We start from the raw sequence: 16,484 nt of genomic DNA, 5'->3' as shown, positions 1-16,484 counted from the left end.
CCGCGGCTGCCACCGGTTGCATCGGAGACCCGCGGGGCGCGCGGCTCGGGTCAGGCACGTTCCGGGTGGCCCGCCGAGCGGCGGCCCGGCTCGGGGCCGAGCTGGCCCGGGGCGACCGCGCCGGTGCACTGGAACCGGGTCGAGTCCGCGCCCAGGTCGGGATGCTCCACCGCCAGCGCCAGCGCCGCCGCCTCCTCCAGGGCCAGCTCGCCGCCCTCGCCGTACGCGGCGTCGAAGGGCCCGTCGCCCAGCGTCCGGCGCAGCCCGGCCTGCTGCTCCAGCCAGTACGGGCCGCAGATGCCCGGCGTCGACCGCATGCTCGCCCGGGTCGCCTGGGCCGCGCCGAAGAGCCGGGCGGCGGTCAGCGGATCGCCCCCGGAGGCGCACCGCACCGCGATCGCGTTCAGGGTGTCGCAGGCCCGGCGGTGGAAGCCGTGGCTCATCCGGGACCGCAGCGCGACCAGCAGGTGCTCGTGCGCCGCGATCAGGTCCCCCCGGGCCAGCGCCACCATGCCGAGCAGCATGTCGACCGACCGGCGTCCCCGGTCGGCAGGGCGGGCCGCCTCGACCGGGCGGGCCGCGCCGAGCAGCTCCGCCGCCTCCGCCAACGCGCCGCGCCGCCAGAGCAGCTCGGCGAGGCTGAACACGGCGGGCAGCGCGTCGGGGACGACGTCCCCCTCGTACGCCCAGTCGATGACCTCCCGGCAGACCCGCTCGGCCTCGGCGAACTGTCCCATGTCGACCAGCGGCCCCGCCCGCCCGGCCAGCACCCGGGCCAGCAGGCCGGCGTCGCCGGCCTGCCGGGCCGCCGCCTCGGCCCGCTGGGAGTAGCGCAGCTCCTCGGTGAACTCGCCGTCCGCGCCGGCGTGCAGCGAGTGCATGTGGTACGCCACCGCCAGCTCGTCCTCCGGGACCACCTCCCCGGTCTCGGCCATCCGGCCGTACAGCCGGAACAGCCAGAGCCGCCCCTCCCGGGCCAGCCCACGCTCCCGCCACCACTGGTCCAGCCCACCGGCCAGGCGCAGCCCCGCCCGGGCGCTGCCGCCGGTGGCGCACCAGCGCAGGGCGGCCCGCAGCTCGCCGGCGAGCGGGTCCAGGGCGTACAGGGAGAGGGTGACCGGGCGGCCGTCCGGGCCGAGGTACGCCCGCCGCAGCGCGTACGCCGACCAGGCGAGGTGCCGGTCCCGGGCGGCCCGTTCCTCCCCGGCCTGCACCAGCCGCCGTGCCGCGTACGCCCGGATCGGGTCGAGCATCCGGTACGTGCTGCCCGCGGCGTGCGGCTCGGCCTGGATCATCGACTTGTCGACCAGCACCGACAACGGGTCGAGCGGGTCGTCGTCGAGCAGCCACTCCACGGTCGGCAGGTCCACCGGCCCGGCGAAGACCGCGAGCCAGCGCAGCAGCCGGGCGGCCCGGGGCCCGAGCGTCCGGTACGACCAGGTGACGGTGGCCTGCATGGTGCGGTGCCGTTCGCTGGCCGAGCGCTGCACCGCCCGGACGGCCGGGGTGGGCGGAGCCTTGCCCCGGGACGCCGCCACCAGGTCGACGGTGTCCTGCTGGTTGCCCGTCCAGCCGAGTTCGGGCCGCACCGGTCCGGCGTCGTCCCGGCCAGCGTCGAGGGTGCCCAGCACGTCATCCAGGCGCTCGGCGAGCTGGCCGACGGAGAGCACCCGCAACCGGGCCGCGGCCAGCTCGATGGCGAGCGGAAGGCCGTCCAGCCGCTGCACCACCCGCCACAGGTCCGCCGACTCGGCCGGGACCGGCCGCCGTCCGCCCCGGGCCGCCGCCGTGCGGTCCAGCAGCAGCGCCACCGCGTCGCTCTCCGCGCCGTCGGACCGGGGCTCCACGGACAGCGGCGGGATCCGCCACACCACCTCGCCGGGCAGGCCGAACGACTCCCGGCTGGTGGCGAGCACCCGGGTCCCGCCCCCGCCGGCGAGCAGCCGGGAGATCAGCTCGGCCGAGGCGGACGGCTGGGCGTCACAGGTGTCGAGCAGGACCAGCATCCGGCGGGTGGCGGCGTACTCGACGAGGGTGTCCACCATCGGACGGCCGGGTTCCGGACGCAGCCCGAGCACGGCGGCGGCCGCGAACGCCACCAGCCCGGGGTCGGTCACCGCTGCGATGTCGACGAACCAGATCCCGTCCGGGTGGTCCTCCACCATCCCGGTGACCAGCTCGACGGCGAGCCGGGTCTTGCCCGCCCCGCCCGCGCCGAGCACCGTGACCAGCCGGTGCCGCTCGACCAGGCGGCGCAGCTCGACCCGTTCGGGTTCCCGGCCGACGAACGAGGTCACCTGGGTCGGCAGGTTGTGCGCCACCGCGTCGGCGGTGCGCGGGCGGGGGAACTGCCGCTCCAGGCCGGGCGCGACGAGCTGGAACAGCCGTTCCCGGTCGTCGAAGCCGCGCAGCCGGTGCAGCCCGAGGTCGATGAGGGACGCGCCCGTCGGCAGCGGGTCGGCGTGCCGGGCGGTGGACCCCGAGCAGAGCACCTGCCCGCCGTGCGCGGCGGCGGCGACCCGGGCGGCCCGGTGCACCTCGGGGCTGGCGTACTCGCCGTCGCGCGGCTCGGCCCAGCCCGTGTGCAGGCCCATCCGGACCCGGGGCGCGGCCTCGGGCGCCGGCCAGTCGTGGGTAGCCAGCGCGCGCTGCGCGGTGAGGCAGGCGGTGAGCGCCGCGCCGGCGTCGGGGAACGCGATGAAGAACGAGTCGCCCTCGGTCAGCAGCTCCGCGCCGTCGGTGCCGGCCAGGGTGTCGCGCAGCAGGCGGCGGTGCTCCCGCAGCACCGGGGGGTACCCCGGGCCGAGCAGTTGGGCCAGTCGCGTCGAACCCTCGATGTCGGTGAACACGAAGGTCACCCATCCGCTCGGGAGGTGGATCCCTGGCGACATACGTCGAACCTCCGCCCCCGTAACGACGGGTTCATGCTGCCCTATGTCCGCGCCGTCACGCATCGTGAGAACGGCCGGGCGGACTCAGACCCCCGGTGCCATCGAGGGCCGTAACCGGCAGGTCGGGACGGCACGCCCCGCACGAAGGGCACGACGTCGGCACCGTGCCGACGACGGCGGGGAACCGCCGGCCGGAGGGGACGGGATCAGCAGCCGCAGCCCCCGCCGCAGCAGCCCCCGCCGGAGGGGGCCGGCGCGGCCGGGCCGGCACCACCCCGACCGGTCACGGCCACGGTGGAGAGCAGCTTGACCGTGTCGGCGTGCCCCTGGGGGCAGGACGCCGGCTCACCGGCCCGCGCCATCGGACGGTTGACCTCGAAGGTGTCGCCGCAGGCGCGGCAGCGGAACTCGTACCGGGGCATGGCACAAGAGTACGACCGGTCCTGACGGGACGCGGGACATGGGTGATACTCGACGGGTGGACGGCGAGGACAGAGCGACGGTTCGACCCCTACGACCGGCCGCGCCGCCCGAGGACCCGGGCGGACGCCCGGCGGGCGGCAGGCTGCCGCGCCCCCGTCGGCCCTGGTTGCGGTCGACGGCGCCCGCCGAAGCCGCACCCCGGGCCGCCGACGCCGCGCCGCCCGCCGACTCCTCGGGGTTGTCGGCCGCCCGCCAGACCGACGCCGGAGCGGAGACCGGGCCGGAGCCCGGCCTGCTGGCCGCGACCACGCCGGGGCGGACCGACGCCACCGCCCCGGCCGAGAAGCCCGAGCCCGGCCTGCTGGCGACGGATGCCACCACGGCGGCGAAGCCGGATCCCACCGACCCGACGGCGAAAACGGCCGACCCCCTGGCAAAGACCGACGGCACCGACGTGGCCGCCAGCACCGCGAAGGCGGACAACACCGCGAAGGCGGACAACGCCACGGGGGCGGACGCCGAGAAGGCCGCCGGCACCGCGAACGCGGACGCCGCGGAGAAGGTCGGCACCGCCGGAGAGGCCGGCACCGCCGAGAACGCCGGTACCGCCGAGAACGTCGACACCGCCGACAAGGCCGACGGTGACGGGACGGCCACGGCCGCAGGCGGGCGGGCCAGGAGGTCGCGGCGGCGGGTGCCGTTCGCCCACGCCGTACGGCTGCCTCCGCCGCGGCAGGCGGCCCTCGCCGCCGCCCGGGCCACCCGGGCCTGGTCCCGGCGCCCGAGCGGCCGGCTCACCCTGCCCGGGCTGTTCCTGCTCGCCCTGGTCGGGGCGACCGCCGCAGCCGGCGCGCTGCTGGTGCCGGCGACCGCGCCGGAGCCCCGCCCGGTCGCGGTCGACGCGACCGCCAGCACGCCGGGGATCGGCACGGCGGTACCGGGAGGCGGGATGGTCCCCGGCGCCACCGGCACCCCGCTGCCGCCCGGCGCGACAGCGCTGCCCGGCGCGACCCCGGGTCCGGGCGGCCTGCCCGGCGGGCCGGTGGTGACCGGTCGGCCCGCCGACGCGCTCGCCGGGTGGGCGCAGCAGACCGGGGCGAAGGCCGGCATCTCCCCGGTGGCCATGCAGGCGTACGGCTACGCCGAGCTGGTTCTCGCGCAGAGCACCCCCGGCTGCCGGCTGAGCTGGACCACGCTCGCCGCCATCGGGTACGTCGAGTCGCGGCACGGCCAGGCCAACGGCGCCAGCCTCGGCCTGGACGGGCGGGCGCTCCCGGAGATCATCGGCGACCCGCTCGACGGCAAGGGCGGCCGGTCGAAGATCCTGGACACCGACCGGGGGCTCTACGACCGGGACACCGTCTACGACCGGGCGATCGGGCCGATGCAGTTCATCCCGACCACCTGGCAGGAGATCGGCGCGGACGCGGACAACGACGGCCGCAAGGACCCGCACGACATCGACGACGCCGCCCTGGCCGCCGGCAACTACCTGTGCAAGGGCGGCCGGAACCTGACCGTCCCGGGCGACTGGTGGGGGGCCATCCTGTCGTACAACGACGTGCGCCGGTACGCCGAGGACGTCTTCGACAAGGCCAACGAGTACGGGTTGGCCAGCCGCACGTGAAGTGATCGTCCGCGTACATTGGAGAACTGGACACTTCCGTCACGCTGCGGTTAGCGGCAAGCTAGACGGGTGATGGTGCGCGAGTGGGATGCCCGGACCGCGTCGTCCGCCGAGATCGCGTCGCTGGTGGACACGCTGAACGCGGTGCTGGCGGCCGACCTTCCGCAGGATCCGCCCTGGCGGGAGAGTTCCCTACGGGAGTACCTCTCCGAGGTGATGCCCGGCGAGCGGCGGATCTCCTGGGTGTCCCAGGCCGAGCCGTCCGCCGCGGGCGGTCCCGGCGCGATGCTCGGCCACGTCCACGTGCTGCTGCTCGGCGACATCGGCGTGCTGGAGGTGCTGGTGCACCCGACGGCGCGCCGCGCCGGCCTGGGCCGGAACCTGGTCCGGCTGGCCGCCCGCCGGGTTTACCAGGAGGGCTTCCGGTCGATCGGGGTCGAGGTGGTCGGCGACACCCCGGCGGTGGCGTTCTACGAGGCGCTCGGCTTCTCCCGGGAGTACGTGGAGACCCGCAGCGTGCTGGACCTGTCCGCGGTGGACTGGACGGCGCTGGCCGAGATGGCCGCCGGCGTCGGCGCGGGGTACCGGGTGGAATTCTGCCCCGGCGGCCCGCCCGACGATCTGATCGACGCGTACGCGCGGGCCAAGGCCGAGGTCCGCGACGTGGACGACGGCGAGCTGCGCCCCAGCTCGTACGATCCGCAGCGGCTGCGGGACAGCCTGGACACGCTGCACCGGCGGGGGATGAAGCCCTACATCGTGCTCGCCATCCACGAGCGCACCGGCGAGGTGGCCGGGCTGACCGAGGTGGTGGTCCCGGCGCAGCACCCGACCCGGGCCGACCAGTACGACACGATCGTGGTGCAGGACCACCGGGGCTACGGCATCGACCGGGCGATCAAGGCGCGGATGCTGCTGGAGCTGCGCTCGGCCGAGCCGGAGCTGGCCGAGGTGCAGACCTGGAACGCGCAGGCCAACGAGGCGATGCTCAAGGTCAACGCCGAGCTGGGATTCCGCCCCGACCGGGAGTGGTGCGAGTACAGCGTGGACGTGGCCGAGCTGGTGCACCGGCTCGATCCCGCCCGCTGACCCGGCCCCGGCCCGCTGACCCGGCGGCCCCGGCGCGAGAGTGCCCCGGGTCGGGAATTCACCAATGCGCCCCTCGGGGGATGGACGGCGGACAGCGCCGCACCTTAACGTGCGTTGGTTCCCGTCCACCCATCGTGGAGGCCCCATGCGCCCGCGCCGCAGATTCGCCGCGCTCGCAACCGCCGCTGCCGTCGCCATCCCGGTCATCGGCATCGCACCCCCCGCGGCCAGCGCCGCGCCCACCGACCTGTTCATCTCCGAGTACGTCGAGGGCTCGTCGAACAACAAGGCGATCGAGCTTTACAACGGCACCGGTGCCCCCGTCGACCTCACCGCCGGCGGCTACCAGCTCCAGCTCTACTTCAACGGCAACACCACGGCGACCACCCTGGCGCTGACCGGCACCGTGGCCGCGGGCGACACGTTCGTGTTCGCCGCCGCCTCCGCCGCCCCCGCGATCCTCGCCCAGGCCGACCAGACCACCACCGCCAGCCTGTTCAACGGCGACGACGCGATCGTGCTGCGCAGAGGCACCACGGTCCTCGACTCGATCGGCCAGGTCGGCGTCGACCCGGGCACCGAGTGGGGCAGCGGACTCACCAGCACCGCCGACAACACGCTGCGCCGGCTGCCGACGGTGACCTCCGGCGACCCCGACCCGTCGGACGCGTTCGACCCGGCCGCCCAGTGGGCCGGCTTCGCCACCGACACCTTCGACGGTCTCGGTACCCACAGCGTCGACGGTGGCGGCCCGGTCGACCAGCCCGCCACCGTCACCTGCGGCGGCGCGCTGACCACGGCGGCCGGCACGGTCGCCAGTCGCGAGGTCACCGCCACCGACCCCGACGACACGATCGTCGACCTGGCGGTCACCTCGGTCAGCCCGGCCCCGGCCACCGGCTCGATCACCCGGACCGGGTTCACCCCGGCCGACGCCGTGGGCGGCACCGCCCGCGCCACCGTCGCCACCAGCGCCGACCTGGCCGCCGGGTCGTACACGGTGACCCTGACCGCCACCGACGCCGACGGCGGCACCGCCGCGTGCACGCTGGCCGTGACGGTGACCCGGGAGCTGACGGTCGGCGAGGTGCAGGGCCCGACCACCGACGCCGAGTCCGGTCCGGCCGACCGGTCGCCGCTCGCGCCGGCCTCGGGCAACGGCACCAGCAGCGCCCTGTACGACGTCCGGGGCGTGATCACCCAGCTCACCCTGGCCCGTACCTCGGCCGGAGCCGAGCAGCGCGGCTTCTTCCTGCAGAGCCGCGCCGACGGCACCGACGGCGACCCGACGTCCTCGGACGGCATCTTCGTCTTCATGGGCGCGTTCACCTCGCTGATCGGCGGCTACGTGCCGACCGTCGGCGACGAGGTCGTGCTCCGGGCCCGGGTGTCCGAGTACTTCAACATGACCCAGCTCTCCGGCGCCTCCCTGGTCCGGAAGGTGGCCTCCGGGCTGGACGTGAACGCCGCCGTCGCGGTCGACGACGCGGTGCCCCCGGCCGACCTGGCCGCCGCCCAGCGGTTCTGGGAGCGGCACGAGGGCGCCCGGCTGCGGGTCCGCGCCGGCAGCGGCGCGGTGAGCGGGCGGGGCGTCTTCGCGTCCACGGCCGACGCCGAGACCTGGCTGGTCGACCGGGACGACCCGCTGCTGGCCCGCGCCGACCCGTACGCCCGCCGGGTGTTCCGGGACGCGCACCCGCTGGACAACGACCCGACCCGGCGCTTCGACGACGGCAACGGCCAGCGGATCATGCTCGGCAGCATGGGTGTCAAGGGCACCGCCGGGGACAGCACTGCGCTCCTGCCGCCGTCGAGGACCTTCGACACCCTGAGCGAGGACGCGTACGGCGCGATCTACTACTCGTTCGAGAAGTACGGCGTCCAGGTCGAGAAGGCCGTCTTCGCCCCCGGGGCCGACCCCTCGCGGAACAACCCGCCGAAGCCGGCCGACCGGTCGCAGGAGATCGCGGTCGCGACCTACAACGTGGAGAACCTCTACGACCACCGGGACGACCCGTTCGACGGCTGCGACTTCGCCGGCAACTCCGGCTGCACCGGGGTCAGCCCGCCGTTCGACTACGTGCCGGCCAGCGAGGCCGACTACCGGGAGCACCTGTCGGCGCTCGCCGACCAGATCCGCACCGACCTGCACTCGCCGGACCTGATCCTGGTGCAGGAGGCCGAGGACCAGGACATCTGCTCCGTCTCCGGCACCCAGCTGGTCTGCGGCGACACGAACGACGCCGACGGCGCGCCGGACACCCTCCAGGACCTGGCGCTGGCCATCGCCGCCGCCGGCGGCCCGGCGTACGCCGCCGCGTACGACCGGACCGGCGCGGACGCCCGGGGCATCACCGCCGGGTTCCTCTACCGCACCGACCGGCTGTCGCTGGCGGCGGCGACCGCCGCCGACCCGCTGCTCGGCTCCGCGCCGGTGGTGCCGTACCGGTCGGCGGGGCTGCCGTCCAACGCGGACGTGCAGAACCCGAAGGCGCTCAACGCGGTGTTGCCGGCCGACACCGACACCTCCACCGGCAAGGACGGCAACAACGTCTACACCCGGGCCCCGCAGCTCGGCAAGTTCCTGGTCAAGGCGACCCCCGGTGGTGCCGAGGGGTACTACCTGTGGGCGCTGAGCAACCACTTCTCGTCCGGGCCGGACAGCCGGGTCGGGCAGCGCACCGAGCAGGCCGCGTACGGAGCCGCGCTGGTCACCGCGATCCAGAATTCGGACCGGAACGCCCGGGTGGTCTACGGCGGCGACCTGAACGTCTTCCCCCGCCCCGACGACCCGATCGCCACGGGAGCGGACCCGACCCCGTCGGACCAGCTCGCCCCGCTGTACGACGCAGGCCTGCACAGCCTCTGGGACGACCTGGTCGCCGACGTCCCGTCGTCCGCCTACTCGTACAGCTTCGAGGGGCAGGCGCAGACGCTGGACCACCTGTTCGTCAACGACGCGTTGCGCGACGACCTGGTCCAGGTGCGGGCGGCGCACATCAACGCCGACTGGCCGGCGGAGTTCACCGGGGACGGGTCGCGCGGCTCCAGCGACCACGACCCGCAGGTGGCCCGGTTCCGCTCCCGGGCGTCGCTGAGCGTCAGCGACGCGACGGTGGTCGAGGGCGACAAGGGCGACCGCCCGCTGACGTTCACCGTCACCGTGTCCCGGGCACTGTCCCAGCCCGTGCTGCTCTGCGCCGCCACGTTCGGCACCACGGCGCAGGCCGGGTCGGACTACGACCCGTACGTCGGCTGCAAGACCCTCGCCGCCGGGCAGACCTCGCTGACCTTCGCGGTCACCGTACGGGGTGACCGGAAGCAGGAGGCCGACGAGAAGGTGAACCTGCTGGTGGCCGGGGTGCCGGGTCTGCGCCTGGCCGACCCGCTCGCCGTGGGCACCATCGTCAACGACGACTGACGGTTCCGGCGTTTCCTGGCGGCCCGCCACCCGGTCGAGAACCCGGGTGGCGGGCCGTCAGCCGTACGGGGGGACGACGCGCGGCGGTGGCGGCACATGCCGGTACTTGGCGACCCGGACCTCCCACTGGCTGCGACGGCGCAGGGCGTCCCGGTAGGCACGGTTGCGGTAGAAGGTCTCGGGCGGGCGGGCCAGCCCGTAGACGTCGGCCCACCACTCCCCGGGCTCGGGGTCGAGGATGGTGTCCAGGTGGGACGGGTAACGGCGCTCAGCCCCGTCCCGGATGTCGTCCCGGTCGCGCATCGGCTTGAGCACCTGGCCGAACTCGTCCACCACGGCCAGCCGGAAGCCCGCCACCGCGATCAGCCGGCGCAGCATGGCGATGCTGGGGGTCAGAGCACCCGCCTCGATCCGCCCGATCGTGGACGGGTGCACCCCCGCGTACCTGGCCAGCTCCCGTTGACTGGCGTCGGCGCGACGACGGACGGCCCGGACTATGCCGGCCGCCGGCCACGGGATGTCGAAGGGCTCGGTCAACATTGTCGGCGGGTCGTCGCCCCTGGACTCGTCGTCCGGCTGGGCTGCGGCACGATCGGCTGCCATGGGCCCACGCTGCCCCCGTCCACGGGCGGGCCGCAACCCCGCCCCGCGTGGCTGTGGACAACCTGCGGTCCCTGTGGAAAACCCGTCGTCCCTGCATGCCTGCATGTCTGCATGTCTGCATGGCCGGGCGCTCGATGCCGAGACTCAGGATCCACGCACCCGGGCAGAGGCGGAAACGGCTTCCACCCAAGACCCCCCCGCCCCCTTTGCTCTGCACCCTTCGACGCAATCGTCACTGAGTGTCAGCGTTGCGCCAGTGGGTGCAAAGCAAAGGGGGCGCGGGTGGGATGTTGGAGGGGCGGGGCAGAGGGACGGGAACAGAGCCCCCCGACGTGGAGGACACAGCAGTTGGCCAGCGAGGAAGCGGCGCCGCCGGACGGCGGAGGCCGGGCGCACGGTGGCCCGGGGCCAGCCCGACGACCTCGTAACGCTCAGTAGCGCGCGCGGAGCAGATTGGCGGCCTCGACCGCCCAGTAGGTGAGGATGATCTGCGCGCCGGCCCGGCGGATCGAGGTGAGCGTCTCCAGCATCACCCGCTCCCGGTCGATCCAGCCGTTCGCGGCGGCGGCCTCGACCATCGCGTACTCGCCGGAGACCTGGTAGGCGGCGACCGGCACGTCCACGGCGGCCCGGACCGCCGCCACCACGTCGAGGTAGGGCAGGGCCGGCTTGACCATCACCAGGTCCGCACCCTCGGCGACGTCCAGCGCGACCTCGCGCAGGGACTCTCGCAGGTTCGCCGGGTCCTGCTGGTAGGTGCGCCGGTCACCGTCGAGGGCCGACTCCACCGCGTCCCGGAACGGGCCGTAGAAGGCGGAGGCGTACTTCGCCGCGTACGCGAGAACCGCGACGTCGGTGTGCCCGGCGGCGTCCAGGGCCCGGCGGACCACGCCGACCTGGCCGTCCATCATTCCGGACGTCCCGACCATCCCGACCCCGGCATCGGCCTGGGCCACCGCCATCTCGGCATACGCGGCGAGGGTGGCGTCGTTGTCCACCGCGCCGTCTCCGGTGAGCAGCCCGCAGTGCCCGTGCGAGGTGAACTCGTCCAGGCACAGGTCGCTCATCACCACGGTCGCGTCGCCCACCTCGGCGACCACGTCGGAGATGGCGACGTTGAGGATGCCCGCCGGGTCGGCACCGCCCGAGCCGCGCCCGTCACGCGACACCGGCACGCCGAACAGCATGATCCCGCCCACGCCGGCCTGGACCGCCTCGGCGGCGGCCTTGCGCAGCGAGTCCCGGGAGTGCTGGAGCACCCCCGGCAGCGACGCGATCTGCCGCGGCTCGGTCAGCCCCTCCTTGACGAACATCGGCACGACCAGCTCGGCCGGGTCGACACGGGTCTCGGAGACCAGCCGCCGCACGGCCGCGCTGCGGCGCAGCCGGCGGGGCCGGATCTCGGGGTACGACATGCGGGCTCTCCCTTGCGGCTAGCGGAACCTCAGGGCGGTCGGCCCCTGCACCTTCGAGCCCCGGCGCTGCTTGGCCGGCATGGCTGCGAGCTTCTCGCGCAGCTCGACGGCGTAGGCGGCGAGCGCCTCCACCAGGTCGGGCACCGAGGCGTGCGGCGGCTGCACGTCGACCCGCAGGCCGAACTCCGTCGCGGTCTCCGCCGTCTTGGGCCCGATGACCGCAACAACGGTACGCGCGTGCGGCTTCCCGGCGATGCCGACCAGGTTCCGGACGGTGGAGGACGAGGTGAACAGCACCGCGTCGAACCCGCCCGACTTGATCGCGTCCCGGATCTCGGCGGGCGGCGGGGCGGCCCGGACCGTCCGGTACGCGGTCACGTCGTCGACCTCCCAGCCGCGCTCGGTGAGCCCGGCGGCGAGCGTCTCGGTGGCGATGTCGGCGCGCGGCAGCAGCACCCGGCCCACCGGGTCGAGGATCTGGTCGTGCGGCGAGAACTCGGCGAGCAGCCCTTCGGAGGACTGCTCCCCGGCGGGGATCAGCTCCGGCTGGATGCCGAACGCGCGGACCGCGTCCGCGGTGGCCTCGCCGATGCAGGCGATCTTGACGCCGCCGAAGTGCCGGGCGTCGAGGCCGTGCTCGGCGAACTTCTCCCAGACCGCCCGGACGGCGTTCACCGAGGTGAAGATCACCCAGGCGTACCGGCCGTCCACCAGGCCCTTGACCGCCCGCTCCATCTGGGCGGGGGTGCGCGGCGGCTCGACCGCGATCGTCGGCACCTCGCACGGGATCGCCCCGTACGCGCGCAGCCGGGCGCTCATCGCGCCGGCCTGCTCCTTGGTACGGGGGACGAGCACCTTCCAGCCGTACAGCGGACGGTTCTCCCACCAGCTCAGCTTGTCCCGCTGGCCGACGCCCTCGCCGACGGTGAGCACCACCCGGCCGGTGAAGCCGAGCGCCGCCGCGACGAAGGAGTCGACGGTCGACGTGGTCGTGTACTGGGTCTCCCCGGTGCCGTCGCCGGTCACCCCGACGCCGGTGGTGCCGTCGATCCCGGCGGCGAGCAGGCCGTCGCGGATCGCGGCCAGGTCGCCGGCGTCCACGGCGAGCGCGAGCGAGCCCCGGCCGACGGCTGCGGCCAGCGCGTCGAAGTCCAGCGTGCTGACGTCCTCGACGTCGGCGGCGGTGCGGACGCCGGGCAGCGGCACGCCCGCGTACGTGGCGACGCCCTCGGCCTGGCCGACGCCCGGGACCACCTCGAAGTGCGCGGCGGTACGGGCGACCGCCTGCACCTCCTTGACCACCGAGTCGTGGCCGAACGGGTCACCGGCGACCAGGTGCACCGCGTTCTGGCCGGATCGGGCGGCCGAGATCAGCACCTTCGCCACATCCCCCGGCACGCCCTCCGCCGGGGTGAACTGCGCGTCGGACTTGGCCTGGGCACGGACGGCGTCGAGCAGCGACTCGGGGACTCCCCGGTCGTACACCACCTGGTCGGCGTCGACCAGGGCGTCGTGCGCCCGGCGGGTCAGCAGGCCCGGGTCGCCGGGACCGGCCCCGACGAACGCGATGCGGCCTACGGGCTTACGGGTGCGGGTCATTCTGTGCTCCCAAATTGCTGGGTCCCCGGGCCGGCGTGTCCGTCTTTGCCGAGGATCGAGTCGGCGCCGAGGTCGAGGAGTTCGGCGGCGAGTGCCTTGCCGATCTCCGCCGCGTCGGCGGGCGTTCCGGTGCGGGACAGCCTGAGGTCTCGGGAACCGTCCGGGCTGATCACCGCCCCGCGCAGGTAGATCTCATCGCCGGCGTCACCTTCGGCGAGTTCCGCATAGGCGGCCACGGGTGCGCTGCACCCGGCCTCCAGGGTGGCCAGCAGCGCCCGTTCCGCGGTGACCGCGGCCCGGGACGGTGCGTGGTCGAGCACCGCGAGCAGCTCGACCAGGTCCGGTTCGTCGACCCGGCACTCCACGGCCAGCGCGCCCTGGGCGGGCGCGGGCAGCATGAGCATCGGGTCGAGCGTCTCGGTGATCACGTCGGCCCGGCCGAGCCGGGCCAGTCCCGCCCGGGCGAGGACGACCGCGTCGAGGTCGGCGTCCGGGCCGAGGACCCGCGCCAGGCGGGTGTCCACGTTGCCACGGATCGGGGTGACCCCCAGCTGGAGCCCGAGCGCGTGCAGCTGGGCGATGCGGCGCAGCGCGCCGGTGCCGACCATCGCGCCGGGCGGCAGCTCGGCGAGGGTGCGCCCGCCCGTGGCGACCAGCGCGTCGCGCGGGTCCTGCCGGGCGGGCACCGCCGCGATGTGCAGCCCGGGGGCCGCCGCGGTGGGCAGGTCCTTGTAGGAGTGCACGGCGAGGTCGATGGTCCGGGCGGCCAGGGCGTCGCGCAGCGCGGAGACGAACACGCCGACGCCGAGCCGGTGCACAGGGGCGGCCGAGCGGTCGCCGGCGGTGACCACCTCGACCAGCTCCACCTTCCGGCCGGTCGCTTCGGTGAGCGCCGCCGCGACGTGGCCGGACTGGGCCATCGCCAGCGCGCTGCCCCGGGTGCCGAGGCGCAGGGGGCCGGTCATCTCTCGCCTCCGGGGTACGGGGTGGTGTCGGTGTCGACCACGTCGGGGACGGTGTCGACCGGGGAGGTGTGCGGGACCTGGAGGTCGAACAGCTCGCGCAGCAGCGCGGCGTACTGGTCGCCGCCGGGCTCGGCGGCGAGCTGACGGACCTTCACGGTGGGCTGGTGCAGCAGCCGCTGCACCACCCGGTGCACCGTTCGGGCCACCTCGGTGCGCTGGTCGTCGCTGAGGTCGGGGCGGCGCTGGGCCAGCCGGCGCAGCTCGGCGGTGACCACGTCCTCGGCCCGGCCGCGCAGCGCGGCCACGGTCGGGGCGACGTCGGCGCCGCGCAGCCAGGTGAGGAAGGACTCGACCTCGCCCGCCACGATCCGCTCGACTGCCGCGGCGTCGGCGGCGGCCGGCCCGTCGGCCAGGGTCGCCGCCATCCGGTCGATGTCGATCACCTCGACGCCGGGCAGGACGGCCACGCCGGCCTCCACGTCCCTCGGGACGGCGAGGTCGAGCAGCACGAGCGGCCCCCGGTCGGGGTCGCGGTCGGCGAGCGCCCGGGTCATCACCTCGCGGGTGAGGACCGGTTCGGTCGCCGCCGTGGCGGCCACTACGATGTCCACTGTGGAGAGCACGTCGGTCAGCTCGGCCATGGGCGCCGCGCTGGCTCCGTACGACTCGGCCAGCCGCGCGGCCCGGTCGGCCCCCCGGTTGGTCACGGTGAGCGGGCCCGCGCCGAGCCGGGACAGGCTCGCCACGCCCAGCGCGCCCATCGCGCCGGCCCCGACCACCAGGGCCGGCCGCCCGGCCAGTTCGCCGTCGAGCTGCGTGGCGGCCAGGCCGAGCGCGGCGGTCACCACGCTCTGCCCGGCCCGGTCGATCCCGGTCTCGGTGTGCGCCCGCTTCCCCACCCGCAGCGCCTGCTGCATCAGCTCGTGCAGCAGTCGGCCGGCGGCGTCGGCGCCGGTCGCCCAGTGGTACGCGTCCCGGAGCTGGCCGAGGATCTGCGCCTCGCCGACCACCATCGAGTCCAGCCCGGTGACGACCCGGAAGACGTGGTCCACGGCGGCGGCGTCGTAGTGCACGTAGAGGTGGTTGGCCAGGCTGGTGGCCGGGGCGCCGGCCTGCTCGGCGAGGACGGCGCAGATGTCGCCGAGACCGCCGTGGAAACCGGACACGGCGGCGTAGACCTCCACCCGGTTGCAGGTGGAGACCAGCACCGCCTCGCTCACGTACGGCTGGGCGACCAGGCGGTCCAACGTGCGGGTGAGGTCGGCGGGGGCGACCGCCAACTGCTCCAGGGTGGCGACGGGAGCGGTGCGGTAGGACGCGCCGACGACGAGCAGATTCACGTGCCGATCGCCTCCTGGGAGTCGGTGGCCGCGAGCCCGCCGGGCAGGGCGGTGAGGGCGGAGCCGCCGGTGGCGGGCAGCGCGGTCAGGGACGCCTTGCGGTGCTCGTGGAAGGACAGGATCTGGAGCTCGATGGCGAGGTCGACCTTGCGCACGTCGACCCCCTCCGGCACCGAGAGTACGCACGGCGCGAAGTTGAGGATGCTCGTCACGCCGACGGCCACGAGTTGGTCGGCGACCGCCTGGGCGGCGGCGGCCGGGGTGGCGATCACGCCGATCGCGATGGACTCCTCGGCGGCGATGGCGGGCAGCTCGTCGACGTGCCGTACGACCAGCCCGTTGATCTCCTCGCCGACCCGGGACGCGTCCGCGTCGAGCAGCGCGGCGATCCGGAAGCCGCGGCTGGCGAAGCCGGCGTAGCCGGCCAGGGCGTGACCGAGATTACCCACCCCGACCAGGGCGACGGCCCGCCGCTGGGTGAGCCCGAGCACGAACTCGATCTGGTCGACCAGCAGGGCGACGTCGTAGCCGACCCCCCGGGTGCCGTACGAGCCGAGGTGGGACAGGTCCTTGCGGAGCTTGGCGGAGTTGACCCCGACGGCGGTGGCCAGGCCGTCGCTGGAGACGGTCTCGTGGCCGGACTCGGCGAGGTTGTGCAGGGCGCGGAGGTACTCGGGGAGCCGCGCGACGGTCGCCTCGGGCAGGTCCGGAAGCGCCGGTACGGCACCGGCGCGACCGGACGCGCCAGGGTGACGGTGCTGCTGACTCATGAGACTCCGTGCGGTGCGATCCTCGGCCAGCTCAAGGGGCCGGCCGAATCGGGACTCCCACTGGCGACCGAGATTGCCGGCTGTGCTAGCAGGACGCGTCGGAACTACAGAGTAGGCGCTTGTGAACACACGCACAAATCGCGATCTTGAAGAGCCGCGACCCGTCCCCACCTGCCCCTCCGTTCCACAAGATCGATGCGGCGGCCTCGCGCCGTCGCGCCGATTATTGCTCAAACCCGACTTCCCTCACCAATCGCGCGCCGGGCGGGCGACGCCTGGTAGGGCTGGCCCTACGCCGGACTGACCGGGCGGCGGGATGGGTCCGCACTGCCTCGCTGCCT

11 protein-coding genes are annotated in these 16,484 nt (G+C 74.8%); 3 read left to right on the top strand and 8 right to left on the bottom strand.

Annotated features, from left to right (window positions below):
* Nucleotides 1-50: 50 nt before the first annotated feature.
* Nucleotides 51-2,891, bottom strand: a complete 2,841-nt coding sequence (locus C5N14_RS01485) for an adenylate/guanylate cyclase domain-containing protein (protein ID WP_117664990.1) — start codon at nucleotides 2,889-2,891, stop codon at nucleotides 51-53.
* Between the two features lie 206 nt (nucleotides 2,892-3,097).
* The gene (locus C5N14_RS01480; RefSeq protein WP_117664989.1) at nucleotides 3,098-3,313 is read right to left on the bottom strand and encodes a zinc ribbon domain-containing protein; all 216 of its coding nucleotides are present in this window, start codon (nucleotides 3,311-3,313) and stop codon (nucleotides 3,098-3,100) included.
* A gap of 38 nt (nucleotides 3,314-3,351) precedes the next feature.
* On the opposite strand from C5N14_RS01480, the gene C5N14_RS01475 reads away from it, so the two are divergent.
* From C5N14_RS01475 to C5N14_RS01465, 3 genes are all read left to right on the top strand, one after another.
* On the top strand, nucleotides 3,352-4,941 hold the full coding sequence (locus C5N14_RS01475; protein WP_371685781.1) for a lytic murein transglycosylase: 1,590 nt from the start codon (nucleotides 3,352-3,354) through the stop codon (nucleotides 4,939-4,941).
* A gap of 72 nt (nucleotides 4,942-5,013) precedes the next feature.
* On the top strand, nucleotides 5,014-6,030 hold the full coding sequence (locus C5N14_RS01470; RefSeq protein ID WP_117665069.1) for an N-acetyltransferase: 1,017 nt from the start codon (nucleotides 5,014-5,016) through the stop codon (nucleotides 6,028-6,030).
* Between the two features lie 145 nt (nucleotides 6,031-6,175).
* Entirely contained in the window at nucleotides 6,176-9,451 is a 3,276-nt protein-coding gene (locus C5N14_RS01465) for a lamin tail domain-containing protein (RefSeq protein WP_117664988.1), read from the top strand.
* 57 nt (nucleotides 9,452-9,508) lie between these two features.
* On the opposite strand, the gene C5N14_RS01460 is transcribed toward C5N14_RS01465, so the two are convergent.
* The 6 genes from C5N14_RS01460 to C5N14_RS01435 all read right to left on the bottom strand — a co-directional run bounded on the left by C5N14_RS01460 (nucleotide 9,509) and on the right by C5N14_RS01435 (nucleotide 16,143).
* On the bottom strand, nucleotides 9,509-10,054 hold the full coding sequence (locus tag C5N14_RS01460; protein ID WP_117664987.1) for a helix-turn-helix domain-containing protein: 546 nt from the start codon (nucleotides 10,052-10,054) through the stop codon (nucleotides 9,509-9,511).
* Between the two features lie 431 nt (nucleotides 10,055-10,485).
* The gene (hemB, locus tag C5N14_RS01455) at nucleotides 10,486-11,469 is read right to left on the bottom strand and encodes a porphobilinogen synthase (protein WP_117664986.1); all 984 of its coding nucleotides are present in this window, start codon (nucleotides 11,467-11,469) and stop codon (nucleotides 10,486-10,488) included.
* A gap of 18 nt (nucleotides 11,470-11,487) precedes the next feature.
* The gene (locus C5N14_RS01450) at nucleotides 11,488-13,068 is read right to left on the bottom strand and encodes a uroporphyrinogen-III synthase (RefSeq protein WP_117664985.1); all 1,581 of its coding nucleotides are present in this window, start codon (nucleotides 13,066-13,068) and stop codon (nucleotides 11,488-11,490) included.
* Entirely contained in the window at nucleotides 13,065-14,033 is a 969-nt protein-coding gene (gene hemC, locus C5N14_RS01445; RefSeq protein WP_117664984.1) for a hydroxymethylbilane synthase, read from the bottom strand. The genes C5N14_RS01450 and hemC overlap by 4 nt, the downstream gene beginning before the upstream one ends.
* A complete protein-coding gene (locus C5N14_RS01440) occupies nucleotides 14,030-15,373 on the bottom strand; it encodes a glutamyl-tRNA reductase (protein ID WP_117664983.1) in 1,344 nt (447 codons plus the stop codon). Before C5N14_RS01440 ends, hemC begins: the two co-directional genes overlap by 4 nt.
* Nucleotides 15,370-16,143: a redox-sensing transcriptional repressor Rex gene (locus C5N14_RS01435; RefSeq protein ID WP_117664982.1), complete on the bottom strand. Its 774-nt coding sequence runs from the start codon at nucleotides 16,141-16,143 to the stop codon at nucleotides 15,370-15,372. Before C5N14_RS01435 ends, C5N14_RS01440 begins: the two co-directional genes overlap by 4 nt.
* Nucleotides 16,144-16,484: the final 341 nt, after the last annotated feature.

It is taken from the genome of Micromonospora sp. MW-13 (assembly GCF_003434305.1).
Taxonomy (GTDB): domain Bacteria; phylum Actinomycetota; class Actinomycetes; order Mycobacteriales; family Micromonosporaceae; genus Micromonospora.
This window is presented reverse-complemented; position numbering and strand designations above follow the sequence as displayed.

Coding starts and splice junctions, on each gene's coding strand:
- C5N14_RS01485 (WP_117664990.1), bottom strand. CDS start 2,891: ATGTCGCCAGGGATCCACCTCCCGAGCGGATGGGTGACCTTCGTGTTC.
- C5N14_RS01480 (WP_117664989.1), bottom strand. CDS start 3,313: ATGCCCCGGTACGAGTTCCGCTGCCGCGCCTGCGGCGACACCTTCGAG.
- C5N14_RS01470 (WP_117665069.1), top strand. CDS start 5,014: ATGGTGCGCGAGTGGGATGCCCGGACCGCGTCGTCCGCCGAGATCGCG.
- hemC (WP_117664984.1), bottom strand. CDS start 14,033: ATGACCGGCCCCCTGCGCCTCGGCACCCGGGGCAGCGCGCTGGCGATG.
- C5N14_RS01450 (WP_117664985.1), bottom strand. CDS start 13,068: ATGACCCGCACCCGTAAGCCCGTAGGCCGCATCGCGTTCGTCGGGGCC.
- C5N14_RS01465 (WP_117664988.1), top strand. CDS start 6,176: ATGCGCCCGCGCCGCAGATTCGCCGCGCTCGCAACCGCCGCTGCCGTC.
- C5N14_RS01460 (WP_117664987.1), bottom strand. CDS start 10,054: ATGGCAGCCGATCGTGCCGCAGCCCAGCCGGACGACGAGTCCAGGGGC.
- hemB (WP_117664986.1), bottom strand. CDS start 11,469: ATGTCGTACCCCGAGATCCGGCCCCGCCGGCTGCGCCGCAGCGCGGCC.
- C5N14_RS01435 (WP_117664982.1), bottom strand. CDS start 16,143: ATGAGTCAGCAGCACCGTCACCCTGGCGCGTCCGGTCGCGCCGGTGCC.
- C5N14_RS01475 (WP_371685781.1), top strand. CDS start 3,352: ATGGGTGATACTCGACGGGTGGACGGCGAGGACAGAGCGACGGTTCGA.